At 50.7% G+C, this 21,281-nt stretch carries 18 protein-coding genes; 9 read left to right on the top strand and 9 right to left on the bottom strand.

Going from position 1 to position 21,281, the window contains the following annotated elements:
* The first annotated feature begins 280 nt into the window (after positions 1 to 280).
* Complete coding sequence (locus tag V5T82_RS16900) at positions 281 to 646, top strand: plasmid mobilization protein (RefSeq protein WP_332896848.1); 366 nt, start codon at positions 281 to 283, stop codon at positions 644 to 646.
* The gene (locus V5T82_RS16895) at positions 618 to 2,528 is read left to right on the top strand and encodes a relaxase/mobilization nuclease domain-containing protein (protein WP_332896847.1); all 1,911 of its coding nucleotides are present in this window, start codon (positions 618 to 620) and stop codon (positions 2,526 to 2,528) included. Before V5T82_RS16900 ends, V5T82_RS16895 begins: the two co-directional genes overlap by 29 nt.
* Positions 2,529 to 3,020: 492 nt before the next feature.
* Here the strand turns inward: V5T82_RS16895 and V5T82_RS16890 are convergent, their stop codons facing one another.
* The 4 genes from V5T82_RS16890 to V5T82_RS16875 form a co-directional block, all read right to left on the bottom strand.
* The gene (locus tag V5T82_RS16890) at positions 3,021 to 3,350 is read right to left on the bottom strand and encodes a hypothetical protein (RefSeq protein ID WP_332896846.1); all 330 of its coding nucleotides are present in this window, start codon (positions 3,348 to 3,350) and stop codon (positions 3,021 to 3,023) included.
* Positions 3,337 to 3,552, bottom strand: coding sequence for a hypothetical protein (locus V5T82_RS16885; protein WP_332896845.1), 216 nt, complete (start codon positions 3,550 to 3,552; stop codon positions 3,337 to 3,339). Before V5T82_RS16885 ends, V5T82_RS16890 begins: the two co-directional genes overlap by 14 nt.
* Positions 3,549 to 3,905, bottom strand: a complete 357-nt coding sequence (locus V5T82_RS16880) for a hypothetical protein (RefSeq protein WP_332896844.1) — start codon at positions 3,903 to 3,905, stop codon at positions 3,549 to 3,551. Before V5T82_RS16880 ends, V5T82_RS16885 begins: the two co-directional genes overlap by 4 nt.
* Positions 3,906 to 4,970: 1,065 nt before the next feature.
* Entirely contained in the window at positions 4,971 to 5,888 is a 918-nt protein-coding gene (locus V5T82_RS16875; protein WP_332896843.1) for a hypothetical protein, read from the bottom strand.
* Positions 5,889 to 5,931: 43 nt separating this feature from the next.
* Here V5T82_RS16875 and V5T82_RS16870 point away from each other — a divergent pair, with 43 nt between their 5' ends.
* On the top strand, positions 5,932 to 7,755 hold the full coding sequence (locus V5T82_RS16870; protein ID WP_332896842.1) for a B12-binding domain-containing radical SAM protein: 1,824 nt from the start codon (positions 5,932 to 5,934) through the stop codon (positions 7,753 to 7,755).
* 58 nt (positions 7,756 to 7,813) lie between these two features.
* Here V5T82_RS16870 and V5T82_RS16865 read toward each other — a convergent pair whose 3' ends face one another.
* Positions 7,814 to 7,999 (bottom strand): bacteriocin, encoded by a 186-nt coding sequence (locus tag V5T82_RS16865; RefSeq protein ID WP_332896841.1) that lies wholly within the window; start codon positions 7,997 to 7,999, stop codon positions 7,814 to 7,816.
* Positions 8,000 to 8,150: 151 nt separating this feature from the next.
* On the opposite strand from V5T82_RS16865, the gene V5T82_RS16860 reads away from it, so the two are divergent.
* Positions 8,151 to 8,894: a hypothetical protein gene (locus V5T82_RS16860; protein WP_332896840.1), complete on the top strand. Its 744-nt coding sequence runs from the start codon at positions 8,151 to 8,153 to the stop codon at positions 8,892 to 8,894.
* Positions 8,891 to 9,421 (top strand): HD domain-containing protein, encoded by a 531-nt coding sequence (locus V5T82_RS16855; protein WP_332896839.1) that lies wholly within the window; start codon positions 8,891 to 8,893, stop codon positions 9,419 to 9,421. Before V5T82_RS16860 ends, V5T82_RS16855 begins: the two co-directional genes overlap by 4 nt.
* Here the strand turns inward: V5T82_RS16855 and V5T82_RS16850 are convergent.
* Both V5T82_RS16850 and V5T82_RS16845 read right to left on the bottom strand, forming a co-directional pair.
* Positions 9,402 to 10,727 carry a radical SAM/SPASM domain-containing protein gene (locus V5T82_RS16850; protein WP_332896838.1) on the bottom strand — a complete coding sequence of 442 codons (1,326 nt, stop codon included), beginning with the start codon at positions 10,725 to 10,727 and terminating at the stop codon, positions 9,402 to 9,404. The two genes, V5T82_RS16855 and V5T82_RS16850, sit on opposite strands and share 20 nt — an antisense overlap.
* 52 nt (positions 10,728 to 10,779) lie before the next feature.
* Positions 10,780 to 12,273, bottom strand: coding sequence for a radical SAM/SPASM domain-containing protein (locus tag V5T82_RS16845; RefSeq protein ID WP_332896837.1), 1,494 nt, complete (start codon positions 12,271 to 12,273; stop codon positions 10,780 to 10,782).
* A 228-nt stretch (positions 12,274 to 12,501) separates the two neighbouring features.
* Between V5T82_RS16845 and V5T82_RS16840 the strand changes: the two genes are divergently transcribed.
* The 4 genes from V5T82_RS16840 to V5T82_RS16825 are packed head-to-tail and all read left to right on the top strand — an operon-like array spanning position 12,502 to position 19,520.
* A complete protein-coding gene (locus tag V5T82_RS16840; protein ID WP_332896836.1) occupies positions 12,502 to 13,803 on the top strand; it encodes an NHLP bacteriocin system secretion protein in 1,302 nt (433 codons plus the stop codon).
* 18 nt (positions 13,804 to 13,821) lie between these two features.
* The gene (locus V5T82_RS16835; RefSeq protein ID WP_332896835.1) at positions 13,822 to 16,011 is read left to right on the top strand and encodes an NHLP family bacteriocin export ABC transporter peptidase/permease/ATPase subunit; all 2,190 of its coding nucleotides are present in this window, start codon (positions 13,822 to 13,824) and stop codon (positions 16,009 to 16,011) included.
* Between the two features lie 2 nt (positions 16,012 to 16,013).
* Positions 16,014 to 18,959, top strand: a complete 2,946-nt coding sequence (locus V5T82_RS16830) for an NHLP bacteriocin export ABC transporter permease/ATPase subunit (RefSeq protein WP_332896834.1) — start codon at positions 16,014 to 16,016, stop codon at positions 18,957 to 18,959.
* Positions 18,960 to 18,980: 21 nt separating this feature from the next.
* On the top strand, positions 18,981 to 19,520 hold the full coding sequence (locus V5T82_RS16825) for a cyclic nucleotide-binding domain-containing protein (protein WP_332896833.1): 540 nt from the start codon (positions 18,981 to 18,983) through the stop codon (positions 19,518 to 19,520).
* Positions 19,521 to 19,555: 35 nt separating this feature from the next.
* Here the strand turns inward: V5T82_RS16825 and V5T82_RS16820 are convergent, their stop codons facing one another.
* Both V5T82_RS16820 and V5T82_RS16815 read right to left on the bottom strand, forming a co-directional pair.
* On the bottom strand, positions 19,556 to 20,311 hold the full coding sequence (locus V5T82_RS16820; RefSeq protein ID WP_332896832.1) for a hypothetical protein: 756 nt from the start codon (positions 20,309 to 20,311) through the stop codon (positions 19,556 to 19,558).
* Between the two features lie 15 nt (positions 20,312 to 20,326).
* A complete protein-coding gene (locus tag V5T82_RS16815; protein WP_332896831.1) occupies positions 20,327 to 21,280 on the bottom strand; it encodes a hypothetical protein in 954 nt (317 codons plus the stop codon).
* Between the last annotated feature and the right edge of the window lies 1 nt (position 21,281).

The raw sequence follows: 21,281 nt of genomic DNA, 5'->3' as shown, positions 1-21,281 counted from the left end.
AATGCTGACGTCATATCAGCTTTCCCAAAGACTTGAGGGGTGGCGCAGCCATCCCCGAATGCTGGCGATAAGGACATACATTTATGTATGACATTATCCTCGCCAGCACACTTATCTCTGTTCAGTAATTTGTGACACACGCCCCACACTACACTAGACACACCATGTTTTCAAGAAAAAATAGATATTAGGTATAGTGCTGGCGAGGATAATGTCATACGCTACGCGTATAATTATCACCAGCTTTCGTGGAGCCCGCAGGCCCACTCAAGGTCTAAAAATGAACCCAAAAAGCCCCTCAAAAAAGCGCGAAAAGAAGCCAGATTACCGTGAACGTATTTGGTCTGTTCGCTACAGCGCGCGTGAAAACGAAGAACTCGAAAAACTTGCCGAGAGCGCTGGCTTCAATAGCACTTCGACATACATCCGCAACGCGTCCCTGAAACGCTTATTTTCACGCACAGACGCAAAAACTATTCGTCAATTGATGTTGCTAGGAAACAACCTCAACCAACTAACTCGCAGGGCTCATAACGAAGGTTTACAGGAACTTGAAGAGCGCATTTTTTGCGTTCTTGATGAACTCAGTGTTGCTGTAAAACAAATAGGTCACACCGATGATCGTAAAAAAAATTCAGAAGCTTGAAGACGACCCCACAAGGCGTCACACAGGGGGGGCTGGTGTTGCAGAAGACAAAGCCATGCGCGAGCTCACTAAGGGGCAGAAAATAGGCATTATCGGCCCCTCTGTAAGAACCGGTGGAAACCGCCGCAGCACTCCTGCCAACCCCATTGGCTCTACCCCACGCCCCCGCCATCAACACCGGCGTGATTTTATTGGATTGGCTGAATATTTTCTGGAAGGTGAGCCAGATTCAAACGGTAACCGCCCGCATAAAGATGGGGAGGGGCGCGTGGAAATATCAGCGTCATTAAACTGCCAGTTCAATGACAAAAAACCTCTCACAGCAAACCAAGTTCGAGATGTAGCGAATTGGATGGGTGAAACAGCGGCCCTCAACACGCGTGCACGAAAAGCGGCCTCCTTGCACTATGTTGTATCCCTTCCCGAAATTGACAATGACAAATCAACCCCTGAGCTTTGGGGTGCGACGGCAGAGCGAATGCTGCGGGCCTTGAGCATGGATGAGCATCAGGCTCTATACGTTGTTCATGGCGATACTGACAATCGGCATATGCACGTCATGATAAATCGTGTTCATCCGACTAAATGCACAGTGTCAGATCCGTTGCGTGACTTAATTAAGCTTGAAGAAATGAAGTGCCAAATCGAAAAAGATTTTGGCTTAAAAATTGAACCTGGTCGACACATCGATCCAAGTACTGGAAAGACATACGATTGGGATAAAGTGCGCCGTGGAGAAATCCAGGTCCCTCGGAATCGCCCTCGCAAATCACGCGTGGATATGGAAAAGTTTGCCCGTCAGGTTAAACAAGATCTTGCTGACAAACCCTTCACAACTCTCACCAGCTGGGAGGAGTTAGAAGACCGGCTCAACCGGGATGGCTATCACCTTCGTGCCTCCGGTCGAGGCATGAAGCTTTGCGACGATCATGGCAACGAAGCCAAGCTCACGAAAATTGCTGGCGCAGGCAACGGGCGGCAAAAGCTTGAAGATAGGTTCGATTGTGACTGGACATTCTATCTTGAAGCAAAGCAACAAGGCATCACTATTGAACAGTTAGAAAAGAATTACAAAGCCGAAAAACAACGCCAGGATGATTTGCATAAGAAGGAAATTGACGAACTGTTTGCAGAATTCCGTCCAACCATACAATCATATCCAGCCCACATACCGGAACCATCCGCAACTGAAAGAAAGCCCGATGTTTCATCTCAGCCGATCACAGAACCACAAGCACATAAACAGAATGAAAATGAAGCAAGAGAACTCCAATCGCGTCTGCGGGATGTAGTGGGCAAACCTTGGATCATCGAATATCCAGATGTGCCTGGCCAGCCGAGAACAGGCTTCACTAACATCGCGTTTACTACTGAGTGCGAAGAGCTTCTTTCTCAAATGTCCGATCAAGAGAAGGCAGAAACTCATATAGCAACCAAAACGAAGTTGCATGAGAAGGAGCGGTCTGGTGCTGACTGGTTAGAAATTCAGCAAGCCCAAATGGCCCTGAACCGAATTGAACAGTCATTGAAAAAAGGGGCCAGAACAGCTGATAAGAAGAATTCACCAACAGAAACAAAGGCAGAGCCTCTTGAGTTTGACCCGGAAGATCCCAAAGCGAAAGAGGTTGCCTACAGGGTTCTTGGTCCTAAAACAGACAAGCAGATAATTGCGATCCAAAAAGTCACGAAAGAAGCCTTGGCTGCGGCAAAACGTGCCCCTCAGATATCTAACAATGCCAAAAAGAATCGTCACTTCAGGGCTGGGGTAAATCAGATAAATGCATTCATTAAGGCCGAACGCCCAAAACTTCTGGAAGACATCAAAACAACATCGATGAGCAAATCGGTTAACAAAGGTAGCAAAGGCAAAGGGCGCGAATAAATGCCCCTTGGAGACAGCCCGCAGGGCATCACAGGCGCTTATAGGCCCGTTAGGGCCGCGCCTGGTCGAAGCCGTAGGCTGAGACGCCAGGTTGCGAGCTAAGCTCGCTCCATTTCGCAGACAACTCGACAACGCACGAGCTCTTTTACGCGAGCAGCTTCGATACTTTCGAAAAATTTGGCAAGGACGCCGCCCTAAGGGGCGGCTGTTAGATCTTTAGATCCTAGATCTAAGGTTTAAAAGATTTAGATCTAAAAACATCACTCACAACGGAGACAAACGTTGGCCGGGTTTCGCCCACAGCTCGCTCGCTACAGCGCTCCATGAAGGCGCGCTTCACGAGCTGTGGACGATCCGCTGCGCGGAACGGTTCGTATAGTATATATCTACTCTTAATCTCATCATCTCTAAATCTATTAACGAAAAATTCCGTACCGTGGCAAACTCACTACCCTGGAAATTTCCCAGGGTGGTGAGTTTTACATATATGGGTTACCTCCGCTTTCTTTTTGGAGGAAAGTAAATTTGCTTATTTGTAACTTTCTTCACCCAGTGCAATTTTCCATCTTCACCACGCTTTTGATACTGCTGGTAATACCCCCTTTCCTTCAATTCTTCTCGAACCTTTCTCCACATGTAATCCGAAAGATCCAATCTTTCTTTTAGATACCAGACTAATATTTTCCACCGCTCTCCACGCGATACCATCCATGCCAACACTAATCTTGCATCACTAGAAATCTCCGGATCGATCAAGATGTCTTCTGGTACTGAGCCGATTGGGCGCACATCTTCAAAATGAATTTCATTATCCATTTCCATCACGCCCCCTCCTGATCATTGACCTTGTGGGTAATGTTTTGCCAAAACAGCGATTGTTAGCCCAATATAGAATCACCGCTACTGTCGCTATGATCGCTAGTTTAAAACTGACGGTATAAATAGCACCGAGATATCCAACAACCAAAATGGTTATCGCCACATAGTGCCCCGCCCTTTCAAACATCATCCGAAGCTTTTTCATGACTTAGCTCCCTTCCGTTTAATGGAAGCAAGCCCACGCCCGCCAGAAGCTCTACGTCGGTCAATTTTCTTGTCAGGTTGTCTGGGTAGTGACGCTATGCTCAAAGGATCAAATCCTTCTAGCACCTCAGGGCATCGCTCCTGCGCATCTGCTACAATGTTTTTTGCAATATACCTTTCAACCAAAACAAGGTCGTATATCGCTTGGGCAGTCTTTCCTCCACCGATATTGGTAAACGGCGGCCCCTTCTTCTGGCTTGCCCAATTTGCCAGAGTGTTTTCTTTGAAAATATGTGGGTATATGTCAGCTAATTGCTGACGTGTCACGAAGCGGTCATGATGGTTTCCGTGCATAAGCTCGGCCTCCGATCTTTAGACGCTATGCGCCTATAGTTTCAGAAACCGGATCTTATACGCGTTGCCGGCGGGATACCCTCACTGCCCGTGTATGCTCACGGTCATCCTGCGATCTTGGCTTTCTCCCCAACGGGACGACCCTTCTAACTAGCCTCGTCCTAGCCGCATCCTGTTTAGGCTCAGATGTTCCTCACTCTCTCGAATCCAATGAGAGCTCCACTTCCTTGGTTTCCGTCTAGGTACGTAAGTTCCAAATCCAGATAGGCATTATAGATCGCATCAATGTCGTAATTTGGTTACGCAGGGCAAACCCTTTCTGCAGTAAGATATGCAGATCGCGTGAGCGACTTGAATACCGTATCAGGTCTTTAATTAAAAATCTGTGAAAAACAGCAAAAACGAGTGAAACGCCGCCAAGTCATTAGCGGTAATAACACACTTTTACTCATCACAATTTCGTTGCAATTAGTATCGTAAATGGCAGTGATTGCAGGTAATAAGGTGCAATTTAGAGTGACAACATATTACTTTAATAACAATGACTTATAATATTTATCTTTGATTTTGAATGTGTTATATTATTGAAACTACAGGTCTCGAAAACCGTTGTGCCTTCACGGGCACCGAGGGTTCGAATCCCTCTCTCTCCGCCATCCCCACTTTCGCGGAAGTCCGCAAATACCTAAAAACAAGCTTAATTTCAACGCATTAAACTCTGAACGATCTCATCAGGGTTCGCTTAATTTCGCTGATTTTCGCGTGTATATATGGGCAATAGAAGTTGCCAACGTTCGGCGCGAAGCAGCCGAGGCTGCCCTCGCACACACACTCGGCAGCGCTGTTGAGGTCGCCTACATGCGTAGCGATCTCTTTGAGATGCGCGTGCCGCTTATGGATAAGTGGGCAGCTTATTGTGCAAAAGAGGCATAAAAAATGATCAACAAAACACATCGGCAAGGTTTATATCTCTAAATTATTTGTGCGCTACAATCTCAAGTCCCAAGTCAGCTTTAAAGCTCTGATCGCATTTGATGAGAATGAGAGCAAGCCGGCCTGAAAGTCTCAGTCTGAGCGCAGCTTTGCATAGTTGCGCTGGGAATCATAAACGTGGTCCAGCTGCCCCAATAGCTGCAAATAACATTTATACAACCTAAACCCTTGGCTGTAGGTTGCATTATGGGTCCATTCTTGGGCAAACGTTTGCTTTGGCAGCAAAGCCGGGGCCAAGGTTTGGAGAGCCCCTTTAATCCGGTCCAAAGCAGAAGCATTCTGTTTAGGGTAGAGGATCAAACTCGGAAACGCTTCGTCTTGTTCACTATCCAAGCCCGCTTTTGCCACTTCGATCCGGTCAAAAGAAGCCGTGATGTTTTCATCTGTTCCCAGTGCAGAAAGCAGGGCCGCCAAGTTGTCGACGGCTTTCTCAATCGGTGTATAGATATTGATCCGTTCGGTGGCTTGAATGGATGGCGAAATGAACACAAAGCGGTCGATCAAACCCGGCTGTTCTTCCATGATCAACTCAGGCAGAGATGTTTTTCCCATCAAGCCCGTTAACTGATGAGCATAACGCACACCTTCCAGATTTAGCCCACGACTGCGGCGTTCACGCCAACGTGCAATGATGTTGCGGGCTTCTTCGCCTGTGATCTGCTGATCTAGGAAGTCCAACAAGGCCCCATCTGCATCGTTCAAGGGCGCATACGTCTTTCGAATAGACGCTAAATATCCATCCAGGTCAGAGCGCTGCGGTAACGCAATCAGAACGTAGTTGTGGGGATAGGGATAATAAAAGACCTCTTGGTAACCAGGGATGGCTTCGATCTTAGAAATTTGGTCCCAGTTGAGCTTATTCATACCGTGATGATAATTCACCCGATACCGTCCATCGCGCGGCAAGCGATCCGGCGTCGCCCCACCTAAAGCATTTGTGGGGGCATTTCCTGGAAGTTCCGTTTCATCAAGGGTATGATCATAGTTCATAGCGTGGTCATTGTGGCCCGAAGCTTTTGCAAGAGCAACTTGTATGGATCATCTCTACATTCCATTGGCAAATGACGAGCTTGCCCACGCCACCGCTTGGGAAGAAGTCAGTGGACAAAAGCTGATCTTTGATTTCCCATCTACAATCGGTCCGGTGTTGTATGTCAAAGACCCCATCGGCTTTTCTTCTAAGATGCACGTCAGCCTAGATTGGACCAATGGCCGCATTGCTGCACTGCGCCAAGCCCGTGTTGTGGCCGCCGTTTTGCAATTGCGATACCCAGGCCTTACGGATGTCGACATTTCTGTGCAACCCGGTGCGGATTATGACGTTCGTATCCAGCCCGATGGGACAATCACCATCACACTCCCTGACCCGGACAGCCCAACCCCGACCAGTCGTTTCGTGGCACAGCTCAAACTATTCCAGGCTTGGGATAAGAGCACACCGCTTTGCCCTGCTTCGCCGTCTTCTTTGCCTCAGGTTCAGCACGAAGATAAACCAGCGCGTGTGCTGTTGTTTCGAAATCACTATGTCCGCAGCGGTGCGCCTTGGGCGTATTCCAGTGCAACGCAGTATTTGGCAGGGGCCATGCGTGAAGCAAATGTGCCGTTTGACATCTTGGATTGGCGCTTGCGCGACGGCTCACCTCAAGACTTAAAAGACCAAATCACCGCCTTGCCGCACACGCCTAACTTGATTGCCATCACGTTATTTGCCCGTTCCGAATTGGAAATGAACACCGTCATCAAAACCATTCGTCAGGTCTTACCCAATTGTGCGGTCGCCATTGGCGGTGTCGCGCCAACACTCATCCCTGAACAGGCCGCAGCGGCCATGGAAGGGGCCGACATCTTTGTGCGTGGTGAGGGCGAAGACATCCTGCCCGAGCTGGCCCGGCGTTTGGGCACGCGGGGGCGCGATGCTTTGGACGACCTAGATGTTCGCAGCCTTCCCGGGACTTTGGTCTTTGGGGAAAATGTGATGCGCTCTGAGCGCATGACGGTCATCAATCAATATACGCAAGATCATGTGCCGTTCGACCTTCAATCGCTTAGCGCCGAAGACCTGAAAACGGGACTGTGTATTTATCTCACCCGCGGGTGTCGCAATTATTGTTCGTTTTGTTCCGCACCGTTCCATGGGGCGGTTCGCGTTCCAAGCGACAAAACAATGCAGAGCTTTTTTCAATCCGTGATGCAGCGTTTACATGAAGCCTACGATGGCGACATCCCGCCAGGTGCGAAAAACGTCACCTTCATCGACGATGATTTGTTCAGCGATATTGAAGGTGTCAGCCGCATGGCGGAGATCATTCATCAAACAGGCTTGCGCGTGTGCGCGTTTCAAACGGGCATACGTATGATCAACAAAGCCACAAGAGATCAAATTGAGCGCTTTTTCAATTATGACAAAGGGACCTACACCCACGCCGTGGACTACGTTTACATCGGTGTGGAAAATACGGTCGATGAAGAACTGGCCTATTTGGGTAAAGGATACGGCTATGCAAAAATCAAAGAAGCGCTTGAAACGCTCAAAACACAACGGATCAAAGACATCTCTTTGTACCGTATCGATCACAACAGCTTCACCACACCTGAATATGATGCGTTGAACAACCAACGTTTCCGCGAACTGGAAAATCTATACGACAATGTCACCAGTGAAGGGGCTGGGCATGCGTTGAACACCAATCATTACGCCCCGCTGTTTTTAAAACGGCTGCGTCGCGATGGTGGGGAAGGCTTAGTGATTGATGACGCCCGTTCCGTGCTTCACAAACATTACCCAGAACTGTCTTTACGGCACTTTTTAGCGGATGTGCCCCTCTTAAATTCGCCGATCAAACAGAGCGCCGAATAAAAAAAGGGAGCCGCGAGGCCCCCTTTCTTACGGTCTTATGGGAAACGTAGGCTTTGCGTTAAGCATCACACTGGAATGCCATGCCGCAACGTGCGCCACCCGTTTCTTCGGCACTTGCTGAACCAAGATCACCGGCAGGTTTAATGCCGCCAATTTTTTTGGGATCTAAAGTTGCTCCACGACCACCTGACACGTTATCGAGATCGTCTTCGGACAGTTCTTCATCTTTCTTATCGTCGGCCATATAACCCTCCGCTTTTTGGCTGATTGGATAGTACAAAATTAAACTGATTGAATAACAAATACTTTGGCTGATTGAATACGATAATTAGGCTAACATCACATATTAAATCATACAAGATGATATGCCTTATTTTTTTATGGATATCTCGCGCATGCAGCATGCATTTGCCACCCAGCCTGATCGATTGCACAACAACGCGGAAAGATATCTGTCACAATTGGCGCCCAACGTTGACCATGACAATGACCGGCTTTCATTTTCCCTGGTCCATTGTTGCCCACCCGCCGCATTGCCCGTCATTCTTCAAAGTGGTCAGTTGACCAGTTTGAAAGATACCAACACGTATTCATTTGATCGGATGCTCGGCTTGGGCACTGGGGTATTTTTCACCCCCGGCTTTGCCACCATTGACGCCGCCCATCCTGATGGGCACGGGGTCGTGTTATCCCGCGCAAAATCTCAAACCGTGATCCAGGCCAAAGGCTCCCTGTTTGCCGCGCATGATTTCGCAGACATTCTCAAAGTCTTTCGCATAACAGCCCGCGATGTCCGCGAGCAATCTGATAAATTTCAGCAGGCTGTTGATGTCTATATGAGCCACTTGTTCCCGCCCGCCCAAGCCAGTCAAATCATTTGGGCCTACGTCCAAGCCGTCCATCATGGACATATGTCTGCGTATCTCGATTTTGTTTTCACCGCGCACCAAGGCCGCGCATTCGATCATCTGCACAAATCTGTAGAAGATTTCTACGCACGCCATGCCTTATTCCCACTGGTGCCGGAAATCATTGTGCCGTCCCCTGTCGATCTCGGTCAGGATGTCACGACCGTCACACCTGAGGGCGACAAACGCGATCGTTTTGATGCGGTCTTGGCGATTGGGGGGCTGATATGAGCACACCTGTTTATGATGTCGAACGCCTCGTTCAGATCGCCTCTCAACATTTCCACCTGCCGCTTGACAGTATTCATGGCCTTGCCCATTGGGTGCGGGTGTATACCCTTGGGCAATATTTATGCGATCAGACGGGATCCAAACGTTCAGTTGATCGTGACGTTGTCGGGCTATTTGCAATACTTCACGACATTGAACGCACAACGGACGGTGCGGACCCCCAGCATGGATCACGTGCCGCCGACTTTATACGCACCAAAAACGGAGACTGGTTTACCTGCACCCCCAAGCAACTGGACCTGTTGGCCCGCGCATGCGCCGATCATTCCAAGGCGCGCAGCCATGACGACCCCACCATCCAACTGTGTTGGGATTCCGATCGGTTGGATTTGTGGCGCATTGGCATTGAACCCAACATCAATCGCCTGTCTAGCGATGTGGCCAAACGTGCTGAAACCATTGAAATGGCCCAGCAGCAATTTAAAGCTTATCCCCGTTTTGAATTGATCACGACGCCATCAGGCTGACCTTTGCTGTATACCAAAGATCAACGGCAAATCGATGACGGATAAAGGGGCAGTCCTTGCGTTCAATATCGCCTAAGCCACCTGGTCGCCGGACTTGCTTCGCATAACAACCCCCACGGCATTTCCAACGCGCAAAACAGCGCGAACAATCCCCGTCACCGTCCATGGGGTGACCATCGTCGGCAAGTTGTTCCAGCCAATGTGCTGAATTTGTTTTGTTTGGATCTGCGACTGAACCCAAATGATAGCCATCGAGATCAAAAAAACGATCACACGGCGCAATCTGGCCTTCGGCAGAAATTCCGATCAACTTTCGCCCCGCATTACAGGCATAGGGCGAGACCGGAGCACTTAACATGCGCAATATTTTATCGCGGCTTTGATCCAAGTCCGAATAAAAATCCAAGCCCGCTTGTTTGTGCCTCAACGTCCACTTCGCATAGGATTCATAGCGCTGGGCCCAATCGCGAAAGCCCCGTTCAATTTCTTCCCCTGTTCCGAATTGATAGGCTTCCAATTGATTGATGCGAAAATCTGTGAAGCCTTGCGCCAGAAGCTCTTCACCAATCGTGACAAACTCAAACGGAGGCGGCGCAACGGCGACGATGCGCACGCTGATATCTAAGTCTTGCAACCGTTTGGCCGTCGCCACGACGTGATCGTGAGAACCACCCCCGTTGGTGCGGGGGCGTTGGGCATCGTGTCGCTCCGCTAATCCGTCAAGGCTCAATTCAACCAAAACACGTTTGGCATGTGGCCGTAAGATTTCAAAGAGCTCCGTTTGATCCCAGGCCACGCCATTGCTGTCGATCACCAAATCAATGACCGGCATATTGGGTTGTGTATTTAAGGCTAACACTTCACGGGCCAAAAAATTCACCACTTTGGGATTGGTCGTGGGCTCGCCCCCCAACAGTGTCACTTGCACTTGCGGCCAGTTGGTTTTGGAAAAATGATCTTTCAAATAGGCCAGGGATTGTTCAGCGGTTTCGTCGCTCATCATCACGCCGTGACCGCCAAAACGGCCCCGGTCGTTATAACAGTATCCACAAGCCAAATTGCACGCACCCGCAGGGTACACAGTGAAAAAACGTGGGCCGCGCTCTTCGTTGGTTGTTAGGGGCTGTTCTGGGGCGGGGGAAATAGTCCAATCGTTTAAAGTCGCAACCCAGCGCGCTATTTCAGGGTTTGACGGGTCCGTTTTTTGCCCATCGAGAACGGCGCATAAATCTGCGGGCAGATCTGCATAAAGGCCCCGGCGCATCCCGTCAAACACCAGTCGGTCATCACCGAACTGAATATCCAATAAATGGTTCTGATCACCGAAACAATGGGTGGTCGCTATATGGAAACAGGGATCAGCCAATGCGCCCCCCTAACGTTTGAAAGCCTGTGGGTGAAACTTCGGCCAACCGGGCAATGTAATAGAGGTCTATTCGCAACTTATCGCGCCGTTGGGCACACTGTGTGGCTTCGGCAGCGCTGATATTTCCGAGCGCATCGAGATTATGTCCGTAACACCCCCCCCGACACATTTCGCGGGCAACACAAGATTTGCACAAGGGGTGGCTATGCACGATTTGCCCTTCCTCAGCGACGCTGTGGTGATAGCGTTGCACGCTGTCTTCGTGCAACCCTGCACCCCTCGGTGCATCGTCAGTGGGGGCAAAGTCACCCATGACATAGTCATCGCGGCCAAAGAAACGATCACAAGGATACACCCGCCCATCCGGCGCCAAAGCCAGTTGTTTGGTCCCCGCATCACACGACAACCCATCCCCGCCATAAGTCTGAAATGTTTGGTGCACGATATGACGGCGTTCCGACATGGCCGGGTCTTGTCCGTTTGCAATATTGTCGATCAAAAAATCGCTATAAGCCAGATACTGTTCACGCCAAATCTCCAGCCAGTCATCGGGCAAAACCCGAAGACCGAATTCAGCATTGTGGGCGTTCACGGTTGCGGCTTTCAATTCGATGCGTTCAAAACCCAGAGCTTCAAGTTCCTTGAACGCTCCGATAAAATCAAACGGATATGGCACCACGGCAGTCACGGTTGTGCGCAAGCCTTTGCGCCGAACACGTTCCAAGTTTTCAACAATACGCGCAAACGTATTTTGACCTTTGGTGTCTGGGCGGAACCGATCATGACGTTCTGCGTCCCCGTCCAGGCTGAACCCAACAAGGCTCAAGGCTGTATTTTCGCTCAGCGCCGTTAACAACCGTTCCTCAATCACCAAACCATTGGTGGTCAGCTTGACGCGATGGGTGCCCCCACCACATGTGTTGGAGTGTTGCGTGCGGATCAATTCTACACAGGCGTCTACCGCCAAGGTGGGCTCTCCACCCAACAAAATCAGTTGTGTGTCTTTTGCCAAATGTCCGTCGGCTCCGGCTTTAAGCCAGCGCCCAAAATTTTCAGCTGTCTCGACGGTCATCAACCCGGCGGTTTCACGGCCACTGTATGCCCCACGGCCATTGCTGCAATATGAACACGCCATGTTGCAGCTGGTGGCGGGAAAAACGATCAGCTGCTGTAAGTTCAGATAAGACTCGAACCCGCCCGACAAGCTGTTGGGGCCGGCAACCAACCATTGATCTATAAATGTTTTCAGCTCAGGTGTCGGCTTCTCACCATTTAACAACCCGTCATCCCACCCGCCGTGATCCGCAATGAGGTCGAGAAGGGCTGCAAAATCAGGATCAACTGTGGGTAAAAAGCCTCCATCCCGGCCATTAAAAGCCATCGCCCGGCCGTTGACGCGCATAAACTCGCTGACACCGCCATTGCCGATGGGGGCGGCAGCGATCACTGTCTTTCGGGATGTCCGGCGGCTTACCGGGTGGTCCATGGGATCCTCAATAGTCGAGACAACGTCCTGGCTGTGACGGTTAACAGCTTCGCGTCAACCCTACTCATTTAAGCATTGATCGGCGCTGGCCCAAGAGTAAAAAATCGCCCTGAGAGCTCATTTGGGAAAAAAAACTATAAATCGGGTCAAACTTTTGTCACCATAGTGCAAGCATCTCAAAATAAACAACAAAGATGCAGCTGTGCGAGACCTTGGGGAGAAACAAGAATGGGCAAACAAATTTTCCGTCAAGCTGCGGTTGATCGTCTTTCGACGCCGGAAAATTTGGACCAAGCCATTCGCGTAACCTCGCCCATGGGCTGGTTCGCAGCGGTCGTTTTTGTCTGTTTCGTGATTTCTGGTGTTGTGTGGGGTATTGTTGGCAGTGTGCCGATCAAGGTTGCCGGCCAAGGCATCTTAATTTCGCCATCGGGTGTTTTAGACATCGTGTCGGCCAGCCAAGGCCGGATTAGAACCTTCCAGGCCCGTCCCGGTGAACAGGTCACGGCCGGGGATGTGGTTGCCCACATCGAACAGCCCGACCTAGAACACCAACTCAATTCGAAAAAGGCCGAGCTGTCCGAATTGGTGTTGCAGTTAGAACAAGTCCAAGCCTTTCATCAACGCGAAATGGACATCCAGTTGTCCGTCTTGCAACAACGCCGCATCAACGTTCAACAAAGCATTGGCTTTTTGTCGGACCGCTTAAAATGGTTGGAAGAACGAGCGCGCAACGAAGGCAAGCTGCAAAAGAAAGGGTACATCCAAACCCAAAAGGTCATCGACACCAAAATTGAAATCAACACCGCCCGCGAAGATTTGTCGAAATCACAAAACGCGCTGAAAGAAATCGACCTCGAAGAAAGCACCTTAGCCATTGCCAAGGAACGCGAAATTCTGGATCTGCGCCTAAAGTCCCTGGTCCTGGGGCGTGAGGTGGAAAGTTTAGAAGGCCAATACGAACGCAACACCCGCCTGCGCAGCCCCTACACCGGACGTATTGTGGAGCTGAAGCTGAACCCAGGAGAAATTGTCGACACAGGTGTTTCCGTTTTCAGTCTTCTCCCCACGCAACCGCGGTCCGCGAATGTTGCGACAGGATCAGCACAAAACGAAGCGAACAACCTGATCGCCGTGCTGTATGTGGCCCCAACGGATGGCAAAAAAATAAAAACGGGCATGGATGTGCACATCTCGCCCTCCACCGTCAAACAAGAAGAATATGGATTTATCCTAGGTCAGGTCAGAAGTGTCGCAGAAATTCCGTCAACATCCCAAGGCATGACGCGCATTTTAAAAAATGAAAAGCTGGTCGAAACCTTATCCGGCGGTGGTGCGCCATTTGAAATTACCGTCGAATTGCACCGCAACCCCGATACGCCATCCGGATTTAAGTGGTCATCATCCCAAGGCCCGAATGTACAAATGAACCCCGGCACGCTCGCCGACGCCAAGGTCACCGTGCGCCGGGTGCGATTAATCAGCGTCGTGATCCCCGCATTGGAACAATTGCTTGGCCCTATCAGCTAGAGGTGAGTTAACCCCCGTATGAACGCGATCCCCCCCCTGTTTAACCGCATCATGGGAAAGGCATCAGATGTCGTGCGCTTTCGCACACCAACTGTGCTGCAAATGGAAGTGGTGGAGTGCGGTGCGGCATGCTTGGCGATGATATTAGGCTACCACGGTCGATATGTATCTTTGGAAAATCTTCGCTACGACTGCGGCATATCGCGCGATGGCACAAAAGCCAGCAATATTGTCAAAGCCGCCAAGTCATATGGCTTAAAGGCCAAAGGATTTCGCAAAGAGCCGGAAGGCCTGAAAGACCTTCCCTTTCCCATGGTCGTCTTTTGGAATTTCAATCACTTTGTTGTTGTTGAAGGTTATGACGAAGATGGTTTTTTCCTCAACGACCCGGCTACGGGCCCCCGCAAGGTGGCCTTTGCGGATTTTGACGAAGCCTTCACTGGCGTGGCTTTGGCTTTTGAACCAAGTGACGATTTTGTCCCCGGCGGAAAGCCCCCAAGCGTGACGGCGGGGCTGCGTCAACGCTTGGCCGGTTCACGCATGGCGATGCTTTTGATTGTGGTGATCAGTCTTGGGCTTGTGGTTCCAGGACTTTTAGTGCCTGCCTTTACCCGTGTGTATATCGATTACATCTTGATCGAAGGGCTCAGCGATTGGCTGACCCCGTTGATCGTCGCCATGATCGGTGTTGCCATTTTGCGCGCGGGCTTAACCTGGTTTCAACAACACTATCTTCTGCGTTTGCAAACCAAAATGTCGTTAACGTCATCCAGCCAATTTTTTTGGCATGTGCTCCGGTTGCCCATTGGCTTTTTTGCCCAACGATATGGCGGCGAAATTGGCTCTCGCATTCAGTTCAATGATCGTGTCGCCAACCTGGTTGCGGGTGACTTATCCGTCGCAATTCTCAATTTGATGACCATGGTGATCTATGCACTGATTATGGTGCAGTATGATGCAGTGCTGACCGTCATCGGCATTGGCTTTGCCATGATGAACCTGTTGGCTTTTGTGTTGGTGTCTCGGAAATTACAAGACGCCCACCAACGCCTGTTGTTGGATCAGGGCAAGCTAACCGGCATTGCCATGCAAGGCTTACAGATGATCGACAACATTAAAGCCAGCGGAACCGATGGGCTTTTTTTCAACCGTTGGGCCGGCTATCACAGCAAAGTTGTCAACGCCGAACAAGAGCTCACACGTTTTCGCATTTTATTGATGGGGGTACCGGTTCTCCTGGGTATGATTGCCACCACGTCCGTCTTGGTGGTTGGCGGGTTGCGCGTCATGGATGGCGCCATCACAATTGGCATGTTGATTGCCTTTCAAACACTGCTGAGCAATTTTTCCGCCCCTGTAAACAGCTTGGTTGGGTTGGGTACTCAATTTCAAGAAGCACAAGGTTATCTCGGTCGTATCGACGATGTCCTGCGCCAAAGCCAAGCCGAAGAATTTTCCGATGAAACCGACGACGTCACAATCGGCGAAAAACTCACCGGCGCCATTGACGTTAAAAACCTAACCTTTGGCTTCATTCCGACCAATCCCCCTTTGATCGAAGATTTTAGCTTGAGCCTAAAACCCGGCCAGCGGGTTGCTTTGGTGGGGGGGTCTGGAAGTGGGAAATCCACGGTGGGTAAATTACTGGCCGGACTGTATGAGCCATGGTCGGGCGTTATTGAGCTGGACGGCAAACATCTTGGAGCCATTCACCGCCATGTGTTGCGCACATCTGTTGCTATGGTCGATCAAGACATCGCCCTCTTTGAAGGCTCAATTTCCGACAACATCACGCTGTGGGATGAAACCATGCCAGAGGTGCGCATCGTGCAAGCGGCAAAAGATGCCATGATCCACAACGATGTGAACGAACGGCCCGAGGCCTATAATCACAATGTTGAAGAAATGGGGCGAAATTTTAGTGGCGGCCAACGCCAACGCATCGAAATAGCCCGTGCGTTGGTGGGGGATCCTGCCGTGATGATCTTAGATGAAGCCACAAGTGCTTTGGATCCCACCACGGAACAGATGGTGGTCGATAACATTCGCCGACGGGGCTGTACGTGCATCGTCATCGCACACCGGCTCAGCACCATTCGTGACTGTGATGAAATCATCGTCATGGAAAGTGGAAAAATTGTTCAAAGGGGCAATCATGAAACCTTGATCGCTGAAGATGGCGTCTACAAACGCCTGATTGAGAGTTGATCATGACGCACCCTGCGCCAAACTGGTGGCAAGCCGGCTCAGACGAACACCAACACCGCTCCTTGGAAGGCGGCGCCAGCATTGAACTGAACGACCAATCTTGTCTGTGGCGTGTTGACGGTGGCAGCGTGGATGTCTTTGCAGTCTCCGGCGACGACACCGACCAACCCGAAACACGGACATTTTTGTTCCATGTGCCTGCTGGTGGCATTTTGTTTCCACTTGTCTTCGACCAAGGTCCGGGGAGTCATCTGCGTTTTATTGGCGTCGGCGGAAAAACATCTCAGATCAGCCGTATCTCCTGTCCTGACGACCCCAACACCCCATTGGATGAACCCTCTGCGCAAGATCTCACCCCCCTTGTGGAAACCTGGGTTCGGGATCTGGGTTCTGGAGTGGCGCGCTATATCGTCGAACGTGGCCCAGCCGACACATATGCTGCAGCGGGAGAAACCCTCACGGCCGAACCTGGGGAGCGTATGACCTCTAGGCGCGGAGTGGTCTGGGCAACCTTGAGCGAAGGCACAGCACGCTACAAAGACATCGTTGCTATTGGCCCCGGACATGATGGCGACCGGGTTCCCCTGACACCACAGTCTTGGTTGCACTGTGATACTGAGACGACTGTCCATGGTATGACGAGCACGGCTTTACTGTGTCAACCGATGTGGTGGAACCACATTCAAAAGTTTCATGAGATTGCTGTTGGCTGTTTGAGCCACAGCCTACGCCATGCAAAAGACCGCGAGAAGCGCCGTTTGACCGATTTGTTCAAACGCGTGCAAGCCGACACCTCAAAGGTCTTGGGCCGATTTGCTACGGTACTCGATGACGCAGGGCAGCGGCGCGACAAGTATACGTCAAGCAGCCCTACCGTTATGGCGTGTGGACTGGTTGCTGATGCCATTGGAGTTTCTCTGAAATCACTTGACCGACTGGGTCGACGCTCAGACGACCAAGGCATCAGCGTCGAAGACATCGCACGCGTTTCACGCTTGCGCGTGCGACAAGTCACACTCAGTGGGGAATGGTGGAAACAGGACTTAGGCCAACTGGTCGGTTTTGTCGGCAACGATGAACGCCCCGTGGCTTTGTTGAAACAGACAGGTGGGCGCAGGGCTTCATATTGCATTCACGATCCCGTTGAGGACAAGATTACGGAACTTGACGCTGAGATTGCGCGCGCAATTGCGCCCATGGCCTATATGCTCTACACGCCCCTGCCGGAACGTTCATTGACGATCATGGATCTCTTGAAATTTGGCATTTTTCAAAACCGATCAGACCTGCTCACTGTGTTCATCATGGGGGCTGTCGGTGGACTGATCGCATTGGTAACACCGATTGCAACCGCTTTGGTGTTCGATTCCGTCGTTCCTGGACATGAAGTCGGGCAACTGATGCAAATTGGCTTAGCGCTCGTTGTCGCAGCCGTTGCAACATATGCCTTTAAAATAACAGGGGACATCGCCTTATTGCGTATAGAAGGGCGCATGTCTGGGGGATTGCAGGCCGCTATTTTGGACCGGCTGTTGCGTTTGCCCAACAGCTTTTTCGCACAATATTCCGCAGGTGATTTAGCTGTGCGCACCATGATGGTGGAAAATATTCGTGCCGCCATAACCGGAATCGTTTTATCCGGAATTCTCAGCGGCGTGTTTTCGATCTTTTCCTTCGCACTGCTGTTTTATTATGAGCCGCGAGCGGCAATGCTCGCAACAGGCCTGTTTCTTGTTTTGATGGGCGTAACCGTTTGGGTTGGCTATGCCCAATTGAAAGCCAATTTTGAAGCCGAAAAAATCGGTGGAAAGATTTATGGCATGGTTCTCCAAATCATCAATGGCGTCACGAAACTGCGCCTTGCGGGTGCGGAAACGCGGGCTTTCAACTTGTGGGGCAAAGCTTTTGGTGATGTGCGCGCCCGAATGATCACTTCGCGGAAAATAGGCAACCTATTTGGCGTCTTTAAATCCGGTTATGAAATTTTGGCCATGGCGGCCATATTCGGCGTCATTGGCTTGGTCAATATGCGCGCGGATCAAGACCCCCTGTCCACGGGGGCGTTCTTAGCCTTTGTTGCAGCCTTTTCCAGCTTCTTAGCCGCCAGCTACCAAATGAGCATGGCCGTGGTCCAGTGTTTCCACGCCGCACCTATGTATAAACGCGCCCAACCTATCATGCACGCCCTGCCTGAAGTCGACGACAGCATGGACCACCCCGGAACCATTTCCGGTGAAATCGAAGTTAACAATCTTGGGTTTCGTTATGCCACCGACAGCCCCCGCGTTCTGAACGGCATATCAATGAATATTCATGCGGGCGAGTCCGTCGCCATTGTCGGCACGTCAGGTTGCGGAAAATCGACTTTTATCAAATTGCTGTTAGGGTTTGAAAAAGCCAATACGGGCGGCGTGTTTTATGATGGTAAGGATGTCCGGACCCTGGACTTGCAGGCTTTGCGCCGACAAATTGGTGTGGTTCTACAAAACGGAAAGCTGATGCCCGGATCCATCTTTGAAAACATTCGCGGTGCCTCAGCTGCAACGGAAGACGATGCATGGGACGCCGCGCGCATGGCCGGGCTTGAAGACGATATTCGCGAGATGCCCATGGGCATGCACACCATGTTGACAGAAGGTAGCTCGACCTTGTCCGGCGGACAAGTCCAACGTCTGCTCATCGCACAAGCGTTGGTTTCCAAACCCAAAATTTTGCTGTTCGATGAAGCCACCAGCGCATTGGACAATCACACCCAGAAGATTGTGACGGACAGTTTGGACGGACTTTCCGTCACCCGCATTGCCGTAGCCCATCGGCTGAGCACGGTCATCAATGCCGATTGTATTTATGTGTTTGACCAAGGCCACATTGTTGAAAGCGGCACTTACGCTGACCTCATGAAACGCGACGGAGCATTTGCCGAACTGGCCCGTCGTCAACTGATTTGATGAAAACCTAAGGAGTGCGCCATGAGAAAGGTTCTCTATATTTTGGGCCAATTAAGCGATGAAGACGTTGACTGGCTATCCCAAAACGGTACCCGCAAGCGCGCAGCCCAGGGCGATGTCTTGATTGCGCAGGGCAAACCATTATCTGACATGTACATCATCTTGGATGGTAAAATGTCCGCATCAATCAAAGGGCTTGGTAAAGTCGCGGACCTCGGTTCGGGCGAAATTGTGGGGGAAATGTCATTTATCGACTCCCGCCCGCCCTCTGCGTCCATCATCGTCGAAGAGGATGCAACTGTGCTGGCTTTGTCCCAGGATGTGATTAATCAAAAACTGCTCCAAGACATCGGCTTTGCAGCACGGTTTTACAAAGCCCTGGCAACGTTCTTGTCGGACCGCATGCGTGGCACAGTGCAAACCATGGGCTACGGCGACAATGACGGCGGTCTTGACGATGAAATCGAATTGGAGGGTGAGTTAGACCTCAATGTTTTAGACAGCGTCCATCTCGCCGGGGCACGGTTTGATCGCATGCTGAAAAAATTAATTGGCGCTTAGGCTGACGACTATTGGCTTGGGTGGAGGCGTACCAACTACTCCAGCAGCCGCGCTCGGTTCGCCTCTAGCCCAGAGCGTTCTTCACGGCTGAGCACCGAACGACAGTTTTGCAACAATGCTGATAAGCGCTCATAAATATCTGCCCTGTCCATCCCTATGGGTAAATTCTCTACGAAGGCCGTATTCGTAAATCTTGAGATTAAACCCTGACTGCATCCCAGCGGCCGTTGTGCCGGTTTTGATACCTGTTCGACAGGCAATTGCTGAGTGGGCGCGCGATCACCAATCGGACCCTCGTTCTGGCGTGACCCCGAAGAAAAAAGGTCGGGAAGAGACGCGGGCTCAAGCTTTTCCAACACCGGGGGCACTGGCGTCTCATCGGGCGAGCGCGACGAAGCTCCAAGGTCAACAGGCATTTCAGGATTAACTTTGGGACGCTCAAGGATTGCGTTATCCTGCGGCTCTGCGGCAGGCGGCATTTGTATCAAGCCGATGTTCGCCTCACCAATGTTGTCTAAGAGCTTCTGCTGATCCCGGTAGATCTCCTGGAGCTCAGCCACATCCCGTCGTATTTCGTCAAAGTTCGATGATGCTTTCTCATCTGCCCGGATGAAATAGGTCCCGAAATAAAACAGCTGACCGATCAATACTGTAAACAGAATAATCAATCCCAAGCTGGACTTGCGCTCACGCGCATTCATGTCGGCCATCAGCCGATCACGGAGCTGCAAGAAATCGTTTATCTCACTGTTCGCCAGTTGAGTTGTTGAATTAGACTCACGTTCGGCCATTTTTGAACACTCCGACTATTGCGGCCCGTCGAAACACCCACATTCGCCGCGTGCATTGCCTCTGCAGAGCGGAACTTGGCGCACATGGCCAGCACCGACAATCTTCAAAAGTTCGTACGTCATATCCGGCAGTTGGTCCGCCATGCGCCTTGCAAAAACAAGGGTTGTTAGACTGACAAGTGATGCCGTTGCCCAAAGCGCAACAAGGAATAAGGATAACGCATACTTGCCATCCCCAGAGCTACCAACATCAGACGGAAACAAATCTAAAACATCAAAAATCAATATAAAAAAGACAGCGCAAACATCCATCGCCATGGTGATGATAAGCGAATCTCGAGCAATCGGGGCTGTTTCCGAATGCAGGGAAAAGAGCGTGGATAGCTCTGCCGTGATCAATACAATCAGACTGCCCATGGCAATTTGCGCCAACAAGCCTCTGGGGATGCTCCAAACAACCTCCCCTGAGTCTCTGGCTTCCAGACTGCTGCCGAGGCCTATAATATGCTCAGGATTCAAGAGACGGCGAATTTCTTCTAAGGGAAGTACGTTGGTGATGATCACAAATAAACAAGGGACAATGAACGTCAAAATGCCATAGCCAAAAATTTGCATTGGTACTGAGCCTGCCCCTTTGCGACTTTCAGGATCGCCAAAGTGATGTCCTATTGTAGGGTTATTCCTCCCTTTACAATGCGGACTGTCAACCCAGCCAAGCGCGCGCAGAACATCAGGGTTTAAATAGCCAGTCTCCACACAGGGTTTGAACCAAAAGCAATTGATCTTGTTCAAGGTGTGGTGCAAAACCCAAAGGTGCGTAAAATAAGCGCACATTTCTGCAACCATGACAACACCCGCAAGCAAGACGAATTTTTCTTGGCTCACAAAAACAAGCGGGAGAAGACCAAACAAAATCACCACAGCCGCAACTGCTGGGATAAAAAACCAAAAATACCGATATGTACCCATA

This window comes from Magnetovibrio sp. PR-2, from assembly GCF_036689815.1.
GTDB lineage: Bacteria > Pseudomonadota > Alphaproteobacteria > Rhodospirillales > Magnetovibrionaceae > Magnetovibrio.
This window is presented reverse-complemented; position numbering and strand designations above follow the sequence as displayed.